The organism is Niastella koreensis GR20-10 (genome assembly GCF_000246855.1).
GTDB classification, from domain to species: domain Bacteria; phylum Bacteroidota; class Bacteroidia; order Chitinophagales; family Chitinophagaceae; genus Niastella; species Niastella koreensis.
The window spans coordinates 3,941,723-3,963,292 of record NC_016609.1; the positions used below are offsets into that span (position 1 = coordinate 3,941,723).

At 47.7% G+C, this 21,570-nt stretch carries 11 protein-coding genes; 4 read left to right on the forward strand and 7 right to left on the reverse strand.

The window, feature by feature from the left end; translation table 11 throughout:
- Positions 1–2 precede the first annotated feature (2 nt).
- The 4 genes from NIAKO_RS15295 to NIAKO_RS15310 form a co-directional block, all read right to left on the reverse strand.
- Positions 3–1,991 carry an alginate lyase family protein gene (locus NIAKO_RS15295; protein WP_014219356.1) on the reverse strand — a complete coding sequence of 663 codons (1,989 nt, stop codon included), beginning with the start codon at positions 1,989–1,991 and terminating at the stop codon, positions 3–5.
- A 98-nt stretch (positions 1,992–2,089) separates the two neighbouring features.
- A complete protein-coding gene (locus NIAKO_RS15300; protein WP_014219357.1) occupies positions 2,090–3,889 on the reverse strand; it encodes a RagB/SusD family nutrient uptake outer membrane protein in 1,800 nt (599 codons plus the stop codon).
- Between the two features lie 18 nt (positions 3,890–3,907).
- Positions 3,908–6,946 carry a SusC/RagA family TonB-linked outer membrane protein gene (locus NIAKO_RS15305; RefSeq protein ID WP_014219358.1) on the reverse strand — a complete coding sequence of 1,013 codons (3,039 nt, stop codon included), beginning with the start codon at positions 6,944–6,946 and terminating at the stop codon, positions 3,908–3,910.
- Positions 6,947–7,337: 391 nt separating this feature from the next.
- The gene (locus NIAKO_RS15310; protein WP_014219359.1) at positions 7,338–11,456 is read right to left on the reverse strand and encodes a two-component regulator propeller domain-containing protein; all 4,119 of its coding nucleotides are present in this window, start codon (positions 11,454–11,456) and stop codon (positions 7,338–7,340) included.
- A gap of 267 nt (positions 11,457–11,723) precedes the next feature.
- Between NIAKO_RS15310 and NIAKO_RS15315 the strand changes: the two genes are divergently transcribed.
- Together NIAKO_RS15315 and NIAKO_RS15320 are read left to right on the forward strand one after the other, a co-directional pair.
- Complete coding sequence (locus NIAKO_RS15315) at positions 11,724–13,196, forward strand: hypothetical protein (protein ID WP_014219360.1); 1,473 nt, start codon at positions 11,724–11,726, stop codon at positions 13,194–13,196.
- Between the two features lie 14 nt (positions 13,197–13,210).
- Complete coding sequence (locus NIAKO_RS15320) at positions 13,211–13,723, forward strand: hypothetical protein (protein ID WP_014219361.1); 513 nt, start codon at positions 13,211–13,213, stop codon at positions 13,721–13,723.
- A 569-nt stretch (positions 13,724–14,292) separates the two neighbouring features.
- Here the strand turns inward: NIAKO_RS15320 and NIAKO_RS15325 are convergent.
- Positions 14,293–14,577, reverse strand: coding sequence for a hypothetical protein (locus NIAKO_RS15325; protein WP_014219363.1), 285 nt, complete (start codon positions 14,575–14,577; stop codon positions 14,293–14,295).
- Between the two features lie 282 nt (positions 14,578–14,859).
- On the opposite strand from NIAKO_RS15325, the gene NIAKO_RS15330 reads away from it, so the two are divergent.
- Both NIAKO_RS15330 and NIAKO_RS15335 read left to right on the forward strand, forming a co-directional pair.
- Positions 14,860–15,477, forward strand: coding sequence for a hypothetical protein (locus NIAKO_RS15330; protein WP_133055274.1), 618 nt, complete (start codon positions 14,860–14,862; stop codon positions 15,475–15,477).
- Between the two features lie 34 nt (positions 15,478–15,511).
- The gene (locus tag NIAKO_RS15335) at positions 15,512–16,633 is read left to right on the forward strand and encodes an SMP-30/gluconolactonase/LRE family protein (protein WP_242675452.1); all 1,122 of its coding nucleotides are present in this window, start codon (positions 15,512–15,514) and stop codon (positions 16,631–16,633) included.
- Between the two features lie 73 nt (positions 16,634–16,706).
- Here NIAKO_RS15335 and glgX read toward each other — a convergent pair whose 3' ends face one another.
- Together glgX and treY are read right to left on the reverse strand one after the other, a co-directional pair.
- Positions 16,707–18,884 carry a glycogen debranching protein GlgX gene (glgX, locus tag NIAKO_RS15340; protein ID WP_014219366.1) on the reverse strand — a complete coding sequence of 726 codons (2,178 nt, stop codon included), beginning with the start codon at positions 18,882–18,884 and terminating at the stop codon, positions 16,707–16,709.
- Positions 18,885–18,893: 9 nt separating this feature from the next.
- Positions 18,894–21,563: a malto-oligosyltrehalose synthase gene (gene treY / locus NIAKO_RS15345; RefSeq protein ID WP_014219367.1), complete on the reverse strand. Its 2,670-nt coding sequence runs from the start codon at positions 21,561–21,563 to the stop codon at positions 18,894–18,896.
- Positions 21,564–21,570: the final 7 nt, after the last annotated feature.

The window sequence follows — 21,570 nt, forward strand, 5'->3', positions numbered from 1 at the left end:
AGTTAATTAGTAGTTACAGATACATTGTCTATTTGCACCATGGTGCTGTTGGGCATGCCGGAGGCAACAGGGATTGCAACCAACAGGTCTTTTTTCAAAGTCAGTTGCACACTTCCAATGAGCGTCCAGTTATTGCCATCGTAAGAACCAAAGCCGGTAAAAGTGGAGCCCTTTCTTTGCAAACGTAACCAGTAAAAGCCGGTCAGGCGGCCATAGGTTACAGCGGGTTCCACCAATGCATGTCCAATGGTATCAACCGTGTTTACCGCCCCTGTTTTTGCGCGACTCACTAATCGCACATGCCAGGAGGGCGCTTCCACGGTATTGGTTTTACCAGGATATAACATAAGCGCAGCATGCACTGCATTTGCGGTCAATGCTTCGCGCATCATCAACCCCATGCTGGTGAACTGCGAACCAGGTTCGGGATTTATACGCATGGTGATGGTTCCATCGCCTTGTAATAGCCGGTAAATAACAAAACAGGTATCCCGGGTATCGCCCAAACCATTCCCCAAAGCGGCTACGCTAAATCCATTACCAACGTATTCGGCTTTGTCTGTTGTGGCAGCTGCGCCTATTGCCTGTTGTTTCCAGGCATTGGGCAAGCCGGCAGCAATGCTCACTTCCCAGGCTTTGGCACTTTCACCTTTTGCATTGGTTGCAGTGAGGGTATAGTAATACACAACACCGGGTTTTACCTGTTTGTCAGTATAGTTAGCAGCGGTAATGCGGGTCGCAATGGTCGTATAAGGACCACCGCTATTTAATGCTCGTTTTACAGAATAGGTTTCAGCACCGGTAGTGGCTATCCAGCTCAGGGTTATTTGTTGGTTGGAACCTGTGGGGATAATACCACCCGGCGCGGCTTTTGGATTGTGAACGATGGCCGAACCGGGCAGTCTTGTATATAACAGCGTACCATAGCCGGGGTGATCGGCGCCGGGTTTGCCTGGCCCTTCGGGTCTTATCTTTTCCGCAGCCTGTTTGGTGAAGGGCGCTTGCAGCCCCATCCTGTTTACATAATGATTATAGATCTGTTCATACACCGCCCGCAAGTCACCGCGTGATTGTTCAGATGGTTTGAAATGCTCATACTTTCCGGTACGATCCAGCTCATGTATAAAGGGCACGTCGTTATTCAGGTTATACTTTGCAGTATATTCAAACCCTTTTAACAGTCGGTTATTGGCATAACCATACAGGTCCAACCCCTGGTGCCAGGCCATTTCGCAGCAATCGCTCAACAGGGCAATCCCCAATTGGGCATGCGCCTGGTCGCGGCCGGTTTCCTGTACCTGTCCGGTTTCATTGATTACATAATGCGTGAGGCGGCCATTACCACTGCCATTTACATAGTATTGCAGGGCGCGTTCATAGATGAACCGGTCGTTACAAAAGATGCCGATGCCCATAACGGTTTTAATAGCCGCTGCATCCCAGTTGCCATTGGCAAATGGCGCAAAGTCTTTCAAAACGGGATAGATCACTTCCCTGAAATGTTTTTCCGTTTGTTGAATATCTGCCTCCAACCAGCCTGCATTGGTATACCGGATGATCTCGGCCGCATTCACCATTTTGAAAGGCCCCAACCCGGCCATCAGCACCGCATCGCGACCCGTGATCGATTTCAGCGTGGCCGACCAGGCATTGATGATTCTGATCGCGGTATCTGCATAGGATTTCTGTCCCGTGATCGCCCACATAATCGCATGTTGATACGCTGCATTGGCGTCATTGTCGTAAGTAGTTTGTCCCACTGTAGGGTTGCGCCCCACCATGGCCATCGGTCCCTGCATTTTATAACCCTCCCGCGAGGCGGGATCCTGAATAAACACCTGGTAGCCGGCATAAATGGGTTCCTGTTTGGCAGCCACTGCGGTCTTCATCCGTTGCAGATCTTCCCGGCTTTGGAGTAGGCCGGGATGGATGAATGTTTGGGCGTGGATCATACCTGGTAAAAGGGAAAATATCATAATGAGATGCTTCATAGTATTAATTTAGTGAGTAGTGAGTAGTGAGTGGGTTCCCGACATTCGGGAGAACTGAACAATCGCGAGTTCACTCACTACTGACTACTGACTACTGACTACCAACCATTATTCTGAGTAACTTCCTGCTGATTAGATAAACTATTCATCCAACTTAACGGGAAAGGTCGCAAATAAAATTTAGAATCGCCGGTTGTCAATTGGGTTTGCACGCCGCCGGTGATGTGGGTAACATCCCAGTTGTATTTAAGTACGCGGTCTGCTAACTTATGGGTGCGTTGCAGGTCGTTCCAGCGTGGCGCTTCGCCAAACAATTCCAATGCCCTCTCGTCAAGAATATCATCGATGGTAACGGTTCCTGTTTTCTGTAAGGAGCCGGGTATTTTTTCAGCTCTTGTTCTTACTTTATTCAAGTAGAGTAATGCATTGGCATTGTCACCCTTTTTTACGGCTGCTTCGGCGGCTATCAAACAGGTTTCGGCCAGGCGGTACAGGTAAATATCGCGGGTGCCGGAACCGGCATTGCTTTCATTGTAAATGGTGTTGGCATCCTTGAACTTCCAAACCGGTAACCAGGCCCGGGTAGTGGAATTGGTGGTTTGATAGGCGTTCTTGTAATAATCATCCTTCGTCCAGTCGGTGGTATCGCCAACGGGGTAATTGTATACTACATACTTTACGGTTGTTCTATCGGCATCGCTCCATTGTTTGTATTTGGCATCAGTAGGCACCGGCAAATAAATAACGGTATCGCCCAAGGCAAATTTTCCTGCTACGGCACTGGTGCACTGGAACCAGTCCTTACCACGATTGGTGCCATCGACAGCCGTTGCCGGCGTACCATTAACCGGACTCATAAAGGTTACTTCGGCTCGGCGGTCTTTTTGCCAGTCGTATAATAAATACGCCAGTTTGGTGGGAATGCCGGCCACATCATCATTGCTGTAAATGGCGCTTTTCGACAACCCGGCCCAGCCTTCGCGATACGGAAACAAATACCATTTGGGCCAGTTGTTGGTATTGTTATTCGCCGTGGTGGAAAAACCTATAGAGAACAGGATCTCGTTATTGGTTTCATTGGCCTGCCGGTGTACCTGGGCAAAATCACTTACCAGGGAGTAACCGGAGTTATTGATCACATCTGCTGCATCGTTATACGCATTCGTAAAATCATTGGCATCGGCATACGGTTGATACCCCCTGGTGAGGTACACCAGCGCCCGCAGGTGTTTGGCTGCGCTTGCCGACATTCTGCCAAAATCTGTTCCTGTTGGTTTCCCGGGTAAGATGGCAATGGCATCGGTAAGGTCTTTCAGGATCTGCGTATAAAACGCCGCGCCATCTGCTATTTCCGCAGTGTTGGTGGGCGCCATGGGCTCCGACGTTATTAATGGCGCCCGGCCCCAGTTACGCACGATCTCGAATAAATACAGGGCGCGTAAGGCCTTTGCCTCTGCTACTCTTTTATCACGCACCGCAGGATCGATGCCATCGGGATCGGCATCCTTGGTGATTACCGCCGGCGCCCGGTCAATAGCAGCATTTACGTTCTTCAACGCCGCATACAACATGGTCCAGTAATTGGCGATGCTGCCGTCGTTTGAGGTTAACGTTACTGTATACTGGTTTAACGGGCTCACCGCACCGGGATAATTTTGTGTTACTATATCGGTGCCCAGCTGCGTTACGTTTTGGTAGTCTTTGCTGTTATAGATCGTTCGCAGGTTACTGTAACAACCAATCACCAGGCTTTCATAGCCAGCCCTGGTAGCGAAATACTGTTCGGCCGACTGGCTGCTGTAATTCACTTCGGCCAGGAAATCTTTTTTGCAGGAAGTGGTGGCAACCACTATCGTGAGCGCCAGCATTCCTTTTATCATGTATTTATTGATGCACATGGTAGTTCGTTAAAGCGTTTAGAAAGAAATGTCCAGGCCCAGCAACAGGTTACGGGTCATCAGGTCGCTGGTATTAGGGCCCACCGTTGCCTGTTCCGGATCGTACCCGCTGAACGGCGTAATGATGAGCGGGTTCTGCACCGTTGCATAGATCCTGAAGCGACTGATCTTTAATCTATCCAGTAACTTCTTATTGAACGTATAGCCCAACGTGGCATACGCTGCTTTTACAAAGTCGGTGCTTTGCATTTCGTGCGACACGGTTTTAGAAATGCTGTTCTGATCTCTGTAGGGCCCCATGTTGCTGGGTTGCGCCATGGTATTGGAAGGATTTTCGGGTGTCCAGTAATCCTTCTTCAGGTTATTAAAGTTGCCGTTGTTGTTCTCCAACGCCCAGGATACATAGAACTGGTTTCGTTCCCTGGCACCGGTTCTGAAGTAAACATGTACCGCAAAGTCGAAGTTCTTATATTGAAAGGTATTGGTAAACCCTCCGATATAATCGGGTGTGCGTTTGCCATCGAGGTAACGGTCTTTTTCATTGTTGATCACGCCGTCCTTATCAGAATCCTTTACGCGGAACTGTCCGGGCTTTTGTCCGTATTGGGCGGCTTCGGCTTCCTGGCCTAATTGCCATACGCCAATCGTCATCAGGTCCCAGTTAACCCGAATGGGTTGGCCAATAAACCAGCCGTTCGCATAATCACCCGTCATGCCGGCCAACTGGTTGCTGTATTTGCCCAGGTCTTCTTTGTAAGCCAGGTCAACAATGGCGTTTTTATTATACGCCAGCGTGAAGGTAGAGTTCCAGCGAAAATGTTCCGTTTGTACGTTCACGGTATTCAGGGTTAACTCTACACCTTTATTGCGAACCGAGCCTACATTGGCGGTAATGGAAGTATACCCTAGTGTTACGGGCACCAGTTTGCTCATGATGAGGTTGGTGGTTAACCGGTTGTACAACTCCACCGAACCGGTGATGCGGTTGTTCAACAACCCGAAGTCAACACCGAGGTTATATTCTTTGGTGGTTTCCCAGCTCAGCGCATCGTTGCGTAAATTGTTGGGTACATTACCAATTACATCGGAGCCGAAGGAATAATATTGCGGTGCAGAAATACTGCCGTTTGTTTGATAAGGCTTCACCGCATCATTACCGGTTTGTCCATAACTCATGCGCAGTTTCAGATCGCTCAACCACTTCACATCTTTTAAAAAGTTTTCCTCCCTTATCTTCCAGCCAACGGCGGCAGAGGGAAACATCGCCCATTTATGTCCTTCCGCCAGGCGGGAAGAACCATCGTAGCGCGCGCTCACCGTAAACAGATACTTATTCATGAGCGTATAGTTGATACGCCCGAGGCAGGAAGTTAAATTAGTTTGGGTATACGCAGAACTCTGACCGGTTGGCGTACCACCCTGGATGTTATAATAAAGTGAATTGAACGTAAGGTCTTTTGAAGCTGCCTGCACGTTTTCATATTGCGTTTTCTGTAAGGAATATACCGCCGTTGCATCGAGGTTGTGAATACCCCTGGCCCATTTATACGTGGCAATGTTATCCAGCACCCAGTTGGTGTTGGTATACTTCTGCAAACTGGAAGTGGCGCCCGCAGCCGTACCCTGTAATGCTTTTGTATATACGCCACGGTATTGGCCCACCTGGTAATTTTCTACATAAGGAGAAAATGAAGAACGAAGTTCCAGGCCGTTCACCGGGGTTAATCTAAGATATACATTCCCCAAAAACGTATTGCCTTTGGTATTATTGAACTCATTGTTTTGGGTAATGAGGGGATTGAACAAACCATTGCTGGGGTACTTCCATTGCGAAGTACCATCTACCAGGCTATTGGGAAATTGCGTGGGCCGCATGCGGAAGGCGTCCTGCAACAGATCGCTGTTACCGGTTTCGCGTATGCTGTGGGTAAAATACACGCTGCCGCCAAAACCCAGTACTTCATTCGCTTTCAGGTCCAACACCGCACGCAGGTTGTACCGAGTATACTCCTGGGGTTTCAGCATGCCGTCTTCATAATAGTAGCCGCCGGAAAGGGCGTATTTGGCGTCATCGGTACCACCGGCAGCAGATACGGTATGATTAGTTTGCAGCGCCTTGCTGGAGATAGCGTCTATCCAGTCGTAATAATTATGGTCCTGCACCGCTTTTAATTCGGAAGGATCGGTGAAAATCTGGTCGTCGGGCACGTACACATTGTTATTGGTGGCCCGCCGGGCTTCGCGCGCCAGTTGAACATACTCATCGCCGGTCATCATCTTTGGCACATTGGTATATTGCCGCATGCCCACATAATTATCGTAGCTGATCTTTACCTTACCCGTTTTACCTCTTTTAGTGGTTACGATCACCACGCCATTGGCGCCACGCGAACCGTAAATGGCAGTCGCAGATGCGTCTTTCAGGATGTCGATCTTCTCGATGTCGTTCGGGTTGATCATATCCATATTGGTAACCTGGATGCCATCTACCACAATCAACGGAGTATTGGAGCTTGAAATAGAACTCAACCCCCGCATATCTATACTATAACTGCCACCTGGCTTGTTGTTACTTCTTACAATGTTAACGCCGGCTACAGCACCCTGCATGGCGCCCATGGAGTTGTTATTGCCGCCCCGCACCAGCGTTTCATTGCTTACACTGGCAATGGCCCCGGTAAGGTCTGACTTCTTTTTTGTTCCATATCCCACTACCACTACATCATTCAGGTTCGAGGCCTCGGTAACCAGGGTTATATTGATGGTTTTGCTGTTGCCAATTGTTTGTTCTTTGGTTCCATACCCAATGGCGCTGAACACCAGCACGTTTTTATTGCCCGGTACGGCAATGGTAAATTTGCCGCCGGCATCGGTAGTGGTGACCGTGTTGGTACCTTTTACGGTAACGTTAATGCCCGACAGCGGTTCGCCACCGGCGCCTTTAACTGTTCCGGTGACAGTTTTGGTTCCCTGGGCAAACCCATTACCGGTAATAAACAGTAACAGGACAATGAGGCACAATGGAAGCCCCGTAATCTTGTTGTCAATTTTGCTCATAATGGCTTTTTAAAAAATGTATTAGCAATCAAACTCAGACATGAGAAAGCCGTTCAGGTCTGTTGGGTGAACTGACCTGTCACTTTCCTGCAGTAAAAACTCAATGAACTATGATCCGGAAGGTGGCTGTTGTACAATAGGCATGATGGCAAGTTTTGGTTTGAAATGTTCAATCGTTACAAGGCGGTTGCCTTAACGACTGCAAAATACGGGGGGAAATCAGGAGCTTGGGGAGGGAGGGAAGCCGTTTCAGGGGGGTGAGGAAGCCATTTTTACTACTTTACCCCCTTTGAAATACAGGAATATTTAATAATGAATGTTGACGTGAAGACCTCGTCGCGGACTTTTTCCTTACTTCAATATTCGACATTCAACATTCGACATTTTGTATTTACTTTCCCGGTTTTCTCACACTAAATTGGGCACCAAAGGTTTTACGATATTTCTTAATATAATCAGAGGGGTTCATCCCAAACACTTTATGGAATTCGGCGCGGAAGAATTTGATGTCGTTAATGCCAACGCGTAAGGCTGTTTCGCTTACATTATAATTTGTATTAATAAACAGTTCGGCCGCCTTGCGCAGGCGGATGAAGCGGATGAATGATTTGATGGAGAGCCCCGAAACCGATTTTACTTTCCGGAACAGGTTGCTGCGGCTCATACCTATTTCGGCCAGCAATACTTTCAGGTTAAAACTGTCATCGTCGAGGTGGCTTTCCACAATGGCGATACAGCGTTCCAGGAATTCCTTGTATTCCTGCGACACCTTCTGATCGGTATGGTTGAGGGTGATGGCGTTGAAGAAATAATGCTGCAGCACGGTGCGGGCCTTGAGCAAGCTGGCCACACGGGCCACCAGGATATCTTTATCAAATGGTTTAGTGATGTAATCGTCGGCGCCACCTTCAACGCCTTTCAACCGTACTTCGGCCGACGTACTGGCGGTGAGCAAAATAACCGGGATGTGCTGCAGGGCCGCATCTTCTTTGATCTTTTTACAAAGATCGATGCCGCTCATGCCCTGCATCTGGATATCGGCGATCACCAGGTCGGGCAGGTGTTTGTGCGCCAGGCTCAGGCCATTTTCCCCGTCAGCTGCCAGCAGCACCTGGTAGGTATTTCTAAACAGCCCGGAAAGATATTGCAGGATCCGTTCATCGTCATCTATCAGCAGGATCGATTTCTTTTCGGTAACCACTGCCTCCAGCGGTTCGCCATCCGGCTCCCCTGATTCGGTGGATGCGCTTAATTCATCATCCAGCGTCAGTTCATCCAGTAATACAGGTTGAACCGTCACATCATCCAGGATCACATCCGTTCCAAAATGCTGAACACCTTTAAGCAGACTAAGCGTAAACGTAGTGCCCTCACCGGGTTTGCTTTCAAAACTGATCTTGCCTTTATGCCGGGCAGTTAGGTGCTTTACCAGATACAAGCCAATGCCAAAACCCTTTTGGGCGGTAATGGCCGAACCGGAAGCCCGGTAGAATTTCTCAAACAACTGATCGCCGGTTTCCTTGTCAATGCCAATGCCTGTGTCCTGCACCTGGAACACTACTTCATTGTCTGTTTCCCGCACCTGTAAAACAATGCGGCCGCCTTCCGGCGTATACTTACATGCATTCGACAACAGGTTATATAAGATAATGCCCAGTTTTTCCCGGTCGGCATACACCTCCGGGTGTTGGGGGCAATCATATTCATAGGTTATCTTTTTGGCTTTCGCCTGCTGTACAAAACACAGGTAAATATCGTGGGCCAGGGCATACACATCCTGCTTTGCCGGCCGAATGGTATCCATGCCGCTTTCCGCCTTGCGGAACAGCAACAACTGATCTACCAGGCTCAACATGCGGCGGGCATTCCTGTATACGGTTTGTAATTCGCCATCCGGTTTTTCCGGCGACTCGGGTTTGCGGCTCAACACATCTTTAAGCGGATTGATGATGAGCGTCAACGGCGTTCTGAACTCGTGCGAAACATTGGTAAAGAAGGTGAGTTTGTTTTCATTGATGGTGCGTTCGCGTTCATTGAGCACCTGTTCCTTTTCCCGTTCTGCCTTTTCCCGTTCCAGTTCTACCTTTTTATTTTCTGCATCCAGGTGCGCAATAGCCACTTCGTATTTTAACCGGGTTTGCCTGCTGCGATACCCCCACCAGGCATACAACAGGGAAGCAACCGCACAACCATATAAAAGATACGCTAACCAGGTACGGTACCAGGGTGGCAGTACGGTAATGCGCAGCTTTACTTCCTCTTTATTCCAGTTGCCATTTACATCGGTGCTTTTTACGCGGAACACATAACTGCCTTCGCCCAGGTGCGTATAATTGGCGGTGCGCAGGTTGCCGGTATAGTTCCAGCCCCTGTCCCACCCTTCCATATAATACGCATACGTTATTTTACCAGGCGTGGCATATTCGGGCGCTACATAGGTAAACGAAAAAACCGCCTTACTGTAAGGCACTTTCAATTTATCGGTAAAGGGTACCGATTGATTATCTACTGTAATACCGGTGAAGTACACCTGCGATGGATGCGGTGTTTGCTGAATGCTTTCGGGATTAAAAATATTGAATCCTTTTATGCCACCAAATAACAGTTCGCCCGAACGCAGCGCCAGCGAAGAATTGGGGTTGAACTGGTTGCTTTGCAAACCGTCGCCCTGGTAGTAATTACGAAATGTTTTGGCGCCAATGGCAAAACACGACATACCATTAAACGTGCTCATCCACAAATTGCCTTTTCCGTCTTCCTGCATGTTCAGCACCGCATTGTTACACAACCCTTCGGCAGTGGTAAACCGGGCGGCTATTTTACCCTGGGCACGGTTGAACAACACCAGTCCGCCGCCTTCGGCACCTACCCAGAAATTGCCGGCCCTATCCTCTACTATACAGCGCACGCTTTTACCAATGTTGTAATAAGTATGTTGTTTGTTTACACGGTCTATTTTTATCAACTGGGTAAAGTTGCCAGCCCACAATACGCCGTTGCGGTCTTCTTTCAGGGCAAACAATTCCGACAGGTTATCAAAATATTCAAAGCGGTCGGTTGTTTTGTTATACCGGTACAACGCGCCTTTTATGCCGCCTTCCTGCAGCGTGGTTGCCCACAGCGTTCCTTCATGATCTACACACAACTGGTACACCATCTTGTTCTCGGCGTTATTATAGTTTGAGTTGAAACATTTGTACCGGCGGAAAGTATGGGTTTGTTGATTGTACCGGTTTATGCCGCCCCAATAGGTACCGATCCAAACAGCACCGGTGTGATCGGCAGCAATACTCGTGATGAAATTATTGCTGATGGTTGCTGCATTACCGGGGTCGTTCTTAAAATTGATGAACGAACTTCGCTTTCTATCCCACAGGCTTATCCCACCAAACTCGGATCCGATCCAGATCTTCCCATCGGGCATTTCATAAAAAGCCGACACGTAACTACTCACCAGGCTGTTGCTGTTGAGCGGGTCGTGCGCAATAGTCGTAAAGCGGCTTTTTTGTCCGTCAATGATATTGATGCCGCCACGTTGTGAACCCAGCCATACGCGGCCTTCGCGGTCAACAAAAACAGTATTGAAATTTTCATTGCTCAGGCTGTTTACCCGGCCATCGGCTACCAGGTGCGTTACCTGCGGGGTGGCGGGGTCATAAACTTTTACGCCATTGTCTTTGGTCACCATCCATAAACGGTGCTGGTGATCCAGCGCAAAATCTGCCACCTTATCAGTAGCCAGTTGCGGATCGTATTGATCTAATGCACGGGTATAGGTATTGGTGTTTATATCATAAGTATAAATGCCATTATTAGTGCCTACCCATAACCGATCGCCATCGGGAAAAATGCGGAAGGAAGCCCTGAGCGTTTCGTTTACCAGTTGCAGTTGCCGGGTATTGGGGTTGAACAAACAAAGTCCGCGCGATACTACAAATACCCACACTCTTTTTTTATCATCGATGCGGATACATGCGGCGGAATAGTTAGCGGTTGTAACGCCGTTGGCCACCAGGGGTATCTGTACAGCTACATCATTCTTATACATCAACAACCCATCCGTTAAACTCGCGATCAGCATGGCGCCATCTGCCGTTCGTTTGAGGTCTTTTGTTTCTGTGCTAAACGGGCGGGCTGCCTTTTCGCCATAAGGCAGGAACCGGAGCCGGGAAAATTTACCGGTAGCGGTTTCATAAATACTAAGCCCCGTATTGGTGCCCACCCATACATTGCCGGCGGCATCTTCCTGGATGGCGTGAATGCTGTTATCTATCAGCGAGCTGGTATCGTTAAACCGGTTACGGAATACTTTGAATTCATAGCCATCGTAGCGATTCAACCCATCGTAGGTACCGAACCAGATAAACCCCTTACGGTCCTGGTAAATAGCGCGGATGGTATTATTGGAAAGCCCCTGCTCAATGCCCAGGTAAGACAATGGCGGATTACCGGCAAAAGCAGGTTGTATTGCTACAAGTAAAACCAGTATACACTTTATAACATACCTCATATAATGGTGAGCTGTAAGCTGTAAGCTGTAAGCTGTGAGCTGTAAGCTGTGAGCTGTAAGCCGTAAGCTGTAAGCGAATACAGGCTACAAGCTTCAGGCTGCAAGCCATCGCGGCAAGCTTTAGCGTAGTGGACTGTTTGCCGTCTGCCTTTTGCCTTAGGCCTTATGCCTTCAGCAATAAAAATAAGATTTTTTTTATGACCACTGGTGGAACCTGGGACTTTATTACGTATTGAACGGAGTATGGTGTAAAACATACCTTTAACTATGAAACGATTGCTTGTTGCCTGTACAATTCTTTTAAACACGGCGCTGCATGCGCAAACCGATACCTGTAAAATTACGATCGACTGGAAGGCGGTAGTCAGTGAATCAAAAACAACGGCGACTTTACAATTGGTAGAAAATCCCATGGTGCGGCCCGGCTCCCCTATTCATACCAATACCTTCAAAGCGTTGAAGGAACTGGGCGCTGATTATGTCCGGTACGTTCCCTGGTTTCCCTATCCTAAAATGGCCGTTGCCGAATTACAGCCGCCTGCTGCCAATAAAACATTTTGGGACTTTACTTACCTCGACAGCACCATGCAGGCCGTAATGGAGGCCACCAAAGGACACTCCACGGTTATCAACTTCAGCACTACGCCTGCCTGGTTATGGACAACTGCCAAACCGGTACAATATCCGGCAGACCCATACGGGCTCTGCTGGGATTACAACCAGGGCACCCAGCTGCGCGACGCTACCATGAAGGAGCTAACGGGCTATTATGTTCGCTTATTCAGCTGGTACACCAAAGGAGGTTTTACCGACGAGCTGGGCGTATTTCACAAATCAGGCCATTTCTATAATATTCCCTATTGGGAAGTATTGAATGAACCCGACCTGGAGCACCACATCCCGGTGGAGTTATATACAAAAATGTATGATGCTATTGTGGCTGAGCTGAAGAAGCTTTCGCCGCAGACAAAATTTGTGGGACTATCGCTCGCCTATGTACGCGACCCGGCTTATTTTGAATACTTTCTAAATCCCAAGAATCATAAACCAGGTATTCCACTGGAATGCATCTCGTACCATCATTATTCAAGGCCAGCCTGGCCACAGCAAACCATCGATGAATACCAGTATTCATTCTTTGACTATGCGGAATCATTTCTCGATAAGGTCCGCTATATAGAAAGCATCCGGAAACGGCTGGCGCCACAGGTGTTTACCATGATCAATGAGATAGGCGTGATCCTGCGTTCGCCCAGTGAACAGGGCCCCATAGACCAACACTACTGGAACCTGGCAGGCGCCATGTATGCCTATATTTTCCTGGAGCTCACCAAACTGGGTGTTGATGTAGCCGGTGAATCGCAACTGGTGGGTTACCCCACCCAATTCCCTGATGTAAGCATGATGAACTGGGAAAACGGTAACCCTAATGCCAGGTATTGGGTGCTGCGGTTGCTGAAGGAAAACTTCGGCCCGGGCAATCAATTGCTGAAAACAAGTATTAATGGTAAAGGCGGGCATATTACCGCTCAGGGCATCATTACCAAACAGGGTAAAAAGATCCTGCTGATCAATAAACACAACACAGCGGTACCTGTGGTATTACCAGCAGAAGCGGGGAATGCGGTTGTTAACCAGACAGATATTCTTACCGGGGAAAACCCGCCGGCAAAAACGACGCTTTCGGGCAATACGATTGTATTGAAGCCGTTTGCCGTGGCGGTAGTGGACTGTAAGTAGTATCTTTAGGACCTATGAACTTCAGATCCTATCTGAAAGAATTTGAAAACGCAGCGGGTCGTCTGGACAGGAACCTGTTGGCGCAAAAAGAAATGGAAACAGAAACCGGCGTTTGGCTGGAGTCGGTTGTTTTGCGGATGCACAAAAAACACTGGGCCAACAAACCGCTTACACAACCCCAGGGAGATGCGGCTATCTTTTTCTCTGTTTGGCTAAACGACAAAGGCGTACAGGGCAACAAATTGTTTTACAATCTTCATGCGCTTAAGTTACGGCAGCTGAAAGCATATACATTAACGAGCCGGGAGTTCGCTGCTGCATTCAGAGAACAATTTAAAAGCGAGACAGATCACTGGCCCAATGTGAGCACCAATTTCGGGCCGCTCACGCTGATGGAAGGCTGGATGCTCTTCGACCCTGCAGATATTGCGGAGAGTGTATATAAACTCGCCAACCAGTTCCTCGAAATCGATTCCCTGATTGACGGATTGTTAAAGAAGTATAAAAAAACATCATCAATTCTGTAACCGGTATTCGTTTGGCGACATACCGGTTTTTTTGTTTAATATGCAAAAAAGAATATTAGGTAAAAGCGGCCTGGAAGTATAATGAAAATACTGTATAGCAGGAGTACTTGTATAGCGGCAAAGGATATGCCATGGGAAGTTGATCAGTTAACCAGGTTGATAGCGCTGATAAAGAGCGAATACAATTATTGAATATCGAATGTCCAATATTGAATGTTGAAGTGAAGAAAACGGGTTAAAGCCAAAAGGTTAAAGGCTAAAGCTAAAACCGGAAGTGTATTTACCTTTCTTCCGCCAGCCGGCGGATTTCGGCTTTCAGCCTGTATTTGCCTGCTCCGCCGCCGGGCGGATGCGGCTTGCAGCTATTCTCCCACTGCCCACTGCCTTCCACTGGCTTCCTTTTTGCGTGCACCTTTATAAAACTATCAGTTATGAATATCGAAGTGAAAGCACCGAAAAACAATCCATTGGAAAAATATCCACAGCCGCCTTATCCCGAACAGGAACAACAAATGCCTGGTTAATCGAATTATCACATTATCGAATTATCACATTGGCATTTTCCCTTCCTACTTTACTGCTGTTGTCGTAAAATGATGCGGCTTGTTAAAATGCTTGCACAAAGCCATTCCCACCGCCAGTCTTAACTGGCCTGTTCTGTTTTCGGGCATCGGACTTAATTCAATCCAGCTGTCATCGTCTACAAAAACATGGTTGCCATATAATTTTTGCTCCAACTCACCATTCATGACGGTGATGTGGTATTCATTATGGTCTTTTTTGTCTTTAATGCGGGCAAGCGCGTAATAAATCTTGTGCTTGTACTCAAATTCAATAGATACTATCTCTTCCATACGCTTCGATTTTCCTTTTTTATTTGATATATATAAATTCAGTTTCATGACATTCGTCAGTAGACAAATGTAAATAGCCCATTACCGGCTATTTTTACTTTTTATGTATAACTGCTATAAAAGAGGCTGCTGTGGGAGGATACGTATTGGATATAACACAAAATAATATGCCTGTGCGATAAAGGTAACCAATCGAACTAAAGGAACCTAAGTATATTTTTTCTTTAACATACCCGTGGCATGGCAATGGCATTCATTATTGCAATGTGTAACAAAGATGCAATGAAAGAACCCTGGCTACGTGAAGTAGTACCGGCGCAACATACCGGGCAATCTTCATTTACCCACAGCCGTATCAATTGCCGCAACTATTCCCATGCACAATCATGCTTCCGGATTGCTGCGGAACGATTGGTACATATTAACCAGTGGAATGATTATGCCGGGAAGGCCACGGCCAGCTTTCAGTTATTTGACGAAACAGGTAATGCGATTAACAGACCGGTGATGAAAAATGACTACCTCAGGATCAACATTCCCGGCCCTGGCAATCCCGATGAAGGAGGCGACTGGGTGCAGGTACAACAAATGGGTGAAAGATCGTCAGGCGAACAACAGTTGATCTTTATAACGGTAAAGTCGTGCCCAAATCCTTTAACCAGTACATCGGCCCCTACTCATTTTTTTGACCAGCCTGCCACCTCCACCTTTGTGATCTTTCGCAAGCAGTTGAGCTTAATGGCAGCGGTGTTTGGCCGGAACGAACATCCCAATCAAAAAAGCCGGAATATCATTACCCGTATCCGGAATTTCTTTGTGTACCTCGGCGCCCGGTTAGGATTAGCGAACCTGCAATGGAAAGCGTTAACACATGGATTGTTATATGAAAAGGAACCTTAAAACTACTTCTGTTTAAATAATAAAAACTTGCTGTATGATGCGTTCAATTTTATTCATAATGTGTTGTTATGTAGGTGTGGTTTCGTGCAATAAATTACCCTGTGAGCCGAAAATGCCACGATTGACAACTGTTTTTAAAGACGATACCTTCCAACTAACCGGTGTGGCCATTTCGCCCGAAGGACGATTGTTCACCAATTATCCGTTGTGGTCAGACATATATAAATATGCCGTTGTGGAAGTAAATGGTAAAGTAAGCGATCTTAAAACAGATGATCAGTGGATGGCTAAGGCGCCCTATCCCAACCTGTATATGAACAGCTCTAAGATCAGTGACGGGGGTAAAGACAAATGGGTTTGTGTACAGTCGGTTGTTACCGATGAAGATAATAATTTGTGGGTGGTTGACCCGGCCTCGCCAAAAATGGCCGGTGTATACAACAACAGCCATAAACTGGTTAAAATAAATCTCAACAACAACACGATTGAAAGAACCTGGTTATTTGCCGGTATCACCGATGCTCAAAGTTACATCAATGATGTTCGCATCGATAACCAGCGGCAGTACGCTTATCTCACCAACAGCAGTGAAGGTGGCATTGTAGTGGTGAACCTGGCCAGTGGTTATTCAAGGCAGGTACTGCACGACCATTACTCCACCCAAAGCGATCCTGACTTCAAGTTCATCATCGATGGTCATGAACTGATGAAGAACGGCCAGCCGGTAAAGATCAATTCGGATGGCATTGCGTTAACACCGGATGGCGACTGGTTGTATTACAAACCGCTTACCGATGACAAACTGTACCGCATCCGTACTGAATACCTGCGCGATGAAACCATGAGCAGCGCCCAACTGGGCAGCAAGGTGGAAGACCTGGGTCATTTTGCCACTACCGACGGAATGATCTTTGACCATAAAGGCAATCTGTACATGGGCGATATGCGCACCTATTCCATTTTGCGGATCACCCCCGAGCTGAAAATGGAAACCGTTATTGTCGATGCCAACCTCATCTGGCCCGACAGCTATTCGATATCGAAAGACGGATGGTTGTACATCAGTTGTTCTCAGATCCAAAAACAACCGGAGTATAACGACGGCGTGAACAAACGTACCGATCCTTATGCCATTTACAAACTGAAGGTTGAATAACAATGCAGCAAACAAGAAACAGTATCGATGATATCTGGGGGATGCCCCGCAAACCCTGATCGCCTCGGCCTGATCATTTGGACTCCATTGTATTGGGACAATGCAACAGAATAACCGAACGGCCGGCTGCCGTAACCGTATCGCCGGCGTTATGCATGGCCCCTTCCTCGTTTATGGCAGCACTAACGGTGTTGATCACTTCCTTCCAGCATTCGGCGTAATTGGCCGGTGGTAATTTAAAAGAAACCGGCTCTGCCGTACAATTAAAAATGATGTAAAAATTATCATCGGTGATCTTTTCGCCCAACGGGCTGGTCATGTCCAGGTCGGCGCCATTCAGGTAAATGCCCAGCAGGCGCGCCACATCCGATGAATAATTATCATCTTTCAACGCCGTGCCATCGGGTAAAAACCATTCTATATCTTTCAGGTTACTTTCCTTAATTAAATGTCCCCTGAACCAGCGCCTGCGGCAAAACACCGGGTGGTTCCGGCGCCAGAAGATCAACTGCCGCGTAAACTCCAGCAGGCTTGTATCTGCTTTTTCCCAGTCTATCCAGGAAATCTCATTGTCCTGGCAATAGGAGTTGTTATTTCCATGTTTGGTGCGGCTTATTTCATCCCCACTCAGGATCATAGGCACCCCCTGCGATAATAGTAACGTTGTAAGCAGGTTTCGCTTTTGCCGTTCGCGCAGGTCGTTGATGTCTTTATTGTCCGTTGGCCCTTCAGCTCCGCAATTCCAGGAGTGGTTTTGCTGATCGCCGTCTTTATTGTCTTCCCCGTTGGCCTCATTATGCCGGTCGTTATAAGACACCAGGTCGTTAAGCGTAAAGCCGTCGTGCGCGGTTATAAAATTGATACTGGCCGTAGGCGACCGGTAATCGCTTTTATACAGGTCGGCGCTGCCGGTAAACCGTTCGGCAAATTCATGCAGCATGCTGTCGCCGCCACGCCAGTAATCGCGCATACAATCCCGGTACTTGCCGTTCCATTCGGCCCAGCCGGGTGGAAACTTGCCTACCTGGTAACCGCCTTCCCCCACATCCCAGGGTTCAGCTATCAGTTTTGCCTGCGAGATCACCGGATCCTGGTAAATAATTTCAAAAAAGGCGCTCAGGTAGTTAACGTCGTGCAACTCACGGGCAAGCGTGGCTGCCAGGTCAAAGCGGAAACCATCCACCTGCATTTCGGTAATCCAGTAACGCAGACTGTCCATGATCAGCCGCAGCACCCCAGGCAAATACGCATTCAGCGTATTACCGGTGCCGGTATAGTCCATATAATAACGCTTGTCTTCTGTAAGGCGGTAATAGGCTTCGTTGTCGATGCCTTTGAACGATAACGTGGGCCCCAGGTGATTTCCTTCGGCCGTATGGTTATACACCACATCGAGTATTACTTCAATACCGGCCTTGTGCAGCTCCTTCACCATATTTTTAAATTCGGTTACCTGTTCGCCTTTTACCCCGCCGGAGGAATACCGTACATCGGGCGCAAAAAAACCAATGGTGTTATAGCCCCAGAAATTCGTCAGTCCCTTTTCAACCAGGTGGCGGTCGGTCACAAAATGATGTACCGGCATCAGTTCTATGGCGGTAATGCCCAGTTTTTTAAAATAGTCTATCGTCGCCGGATGCGCCAGCCCCGCATACGTACCCTGTAAATTTTCCGGTACATCAGGGTTCAGTTTGGTAAATTCCTTTACATGCAGCTCATAGATCACCGTTTGATCGTATGGTATTTTGGGCTGTTGTACATTTTCCCAATCATACTGCGGGTTAATTACCACCGAGCGGGGCACATAGGGTGCACTATCGGTGCCATTCAGGTTTAAGTCATCGCCACCTATTTTGTAACTAAACACACTGTCGTGCCAGTCGATAGTCCCTGAAATAGCCTTGGCATAAGGGTCCAGCAGGAGTTTATTTGGGTTGAACCGTTTGCCATCATTTGGGTCATACGGTCCGCTAACCCGGTAACCATATAACTGCCCGGGTTTCAGATCGGCTATATACACATGCCAGATGGAATGTTCCCGCTCCTTGAGTTTTATTTTTACAAACTCTGTTTTACTATCCAGGTTTTCGAACAGGCATAGTTCCACTTCTTCAGCATGTTCGCTGTAAATGGAAAAATTAACTCCCTTTCCATCGTAGGTAGCGCCAAGTGGAAAGGCCTTACCGGGATAAATGCCTGAAAATACCGATTCAAGGGACAGTCTTGTCCCTGATCTTTTTTCCGCAATCATATACAGTATTTATTTAACTTCTCCGGTGAGCAATGAAACCGGGAAATTGTTGAAAATGGTATGTATTGGTAAATCACCTGCAGCTTCCATTGTTTCGCCGGTAAAAACATGTTTCCATTTTATGGGCGCATTGGCTGGCAGGGTTATAGAACAATTGGTATTGGTTACCCGAACCGAGACTGGTGCAATAACCAGCACCCACTCATTTTTATACTGCCTTATGTAGGCAATAATTCCACACTCAGCCGGAGTTTGTAAGGGTATATAACTTCCATGCAAAAAGACTGCCGCCAGTTGCCGCCGGCATTGCAGCGCCTTCCAGGTAACATAAAATTTTTCCAGGCCTTCCGTCTTTTTCGACGAAATATATTTCAACACCTCCGCTGTACCCTGCTGTTCCCGTTCTTTGATCTCCTTTAAAGCCTGTTTGAAAAACCCATAATCAACCGGGCGGCGGTTATCGGGATCTACATAACTGGTATCCCAGCCTTCACTGCCCTGGTATGTATCCGGAATGCCGGGCGCTGTGATCTTTACCAGGGTTTGGGTTACTGACAGTTGCTGTGCAGCGTCCCGGATTTTTTTAAAGAACGGCAGAAAGCTTTTTAGAAAATTATGCTCCGGCGCCAGGATCTTTTCAATGAACCGGCAACCTGCCTCTTCATACGTTGAATCGGGTTCCTGCCAGGTGGTAAACAGTTTGGCTTCCCGTACCGATTTTATGTAATAGGCTTTTAACCTTTCCACATATTCCTCAGTTACCTGTTCATCGGCAGGAAAACCGGCTATCAACGACTGATAAATAAAATACTCATCTTCACCTGCCGGCATCGGCTTACCATCCCGGCTTTCTTTACAGGGTGCATTAATTAACCGCCAGTGTTCATTCACCTGCTGCCACTCAATGGTAAACCAGGTGAGCGCATTCACCCGCAAACGGCCATCTTCCCCACGTTTGGTATCGTGGGTGGAAGTGGTATTCAATGAAAACGGGAATTGTTGCTGCCGCTGTTGCACCCATTGATGAAAGTCCTGGATAGTATAATTTTCTATATCCGGCGTATCGCCCACTTCGTTGTGCCCTAATAGCGCGTTGTATACGTAAAAGGTAGTATCCTCCACGCCCTTGGCCATAAGCGGGCCGGTAAACTGCATGAGGCGTTTTTGAAACTCCAGGCGCCGTAAATTAATTCCATTATCTGTTGCATCAAAATCCCAGATGGTTTGTAATACCTGCAAGGGGGCTGCCCATTCCGGTCCTCTTGCTTTCGCTTCTTCAAAGGTTTCTTTGATCAGGTCCTGCGGATTGCTGTGGGGGGCCTCTTCACCAGGGTACAACCGGTATACCGGCATACAGCACATGAACAGGGCCAGGGCCTGTTTTATTTCATCGGGCATCATCGTTTCCGGCACCAGTTGCAGCGTGTATAAACTTCTTACCAGGTTATTCCACTCACCGCCCAGGTACTTCTCCAGGAAGCTGCGCTTCTTTTCAAACGTAATGGTTTTGTAATCCGGCATACCGGGAAAAAGCGTAGTATAGTAGTGCTTCAACTGCCGGGCGCCTTCACTATTGGTAAGCAACCAGCTTACCTGCGAAGTAAATTCATATCCCGTAGTACCCTGTACGGGCCAGTTACCACCCAGGTGCTCGCCCTGCTCCAGGATCTTTTCCACTACTATATAACAATCGTTTCCAAAGAATTGCCTCAGCCGGTGTAAATATTCAACCGGCTTCTCCAGTCCGTCTATATGATCTATCCGTAACCCATGCACCAGTTTTTGCCGGTACAAATTGTGTAACAGCTGGTGGTATTCGTAAAAAACCTCTTCACTGGCCATGTTCAGTGAAATGAGTTCACTAACGGCAAAAAAGCGGCGGAAGTTGATCAGTTGGTTGGCCTTTTGCCAAAAACAAAGCTGGTAATATTGCCTTTGTAAAATATTATCCAGGGCCCGCGCATCGCTGTTTATTACGGTAAGCAGCCTGCGCACTTCCAATACTGCCTGCTCTTTGCCAAGAAATGTTTGTACCAGTCCGGTCTTTATTTCGCGCCAGGAAGACAATGGCCACCCCTGCACCGCTTCTGCACGCAGTTGCTGCAGTAATTGCATAATATCCTCCTGGTGTAAAAGAGCCAGCAACGGCTCATAGGCCCCAATGGAAAGCGGGTATTTGGTATCCCCATACTTTATCACAAAACCTTCCGGCCCCAGGTCTATCGTAATTTCCTGCTGTTGTAAACATTCCGGTAATGGCTTTCCCAAAAAGGGCACCATCAGTTTGCCATGCAATAAGGGATCGGGATGGTTCCAGTCTATATCGAACCAATTATAATAGGGTGAATATTCGCCCCGTTCCAGCACATCGGCCAGGCGGTTATTGCTCATGGCAAAAACCATATGGTTGGGCACTACATCCTGCAGCCAGGTCATGCCTTTTTGCTGTAGCTCCATATTGATCCGTTGCAACTGGTCGATGGTGCCAATTTCAGTATTCAGGCTATAGGGATCGGACACATCGTACCCATGCATACCGCCGGCAGGCGCTGAAAAGAACGGGCTTGCATAAATGGCAGTAATACCCAGCTCGTGTAAGTAAGCTAGTATCTCCTCTACCTGTTTAAAATTAAAATGGGCATTTAACTGTAACCGGTATGTAGCAACTGGTATTCTCATAACTAAG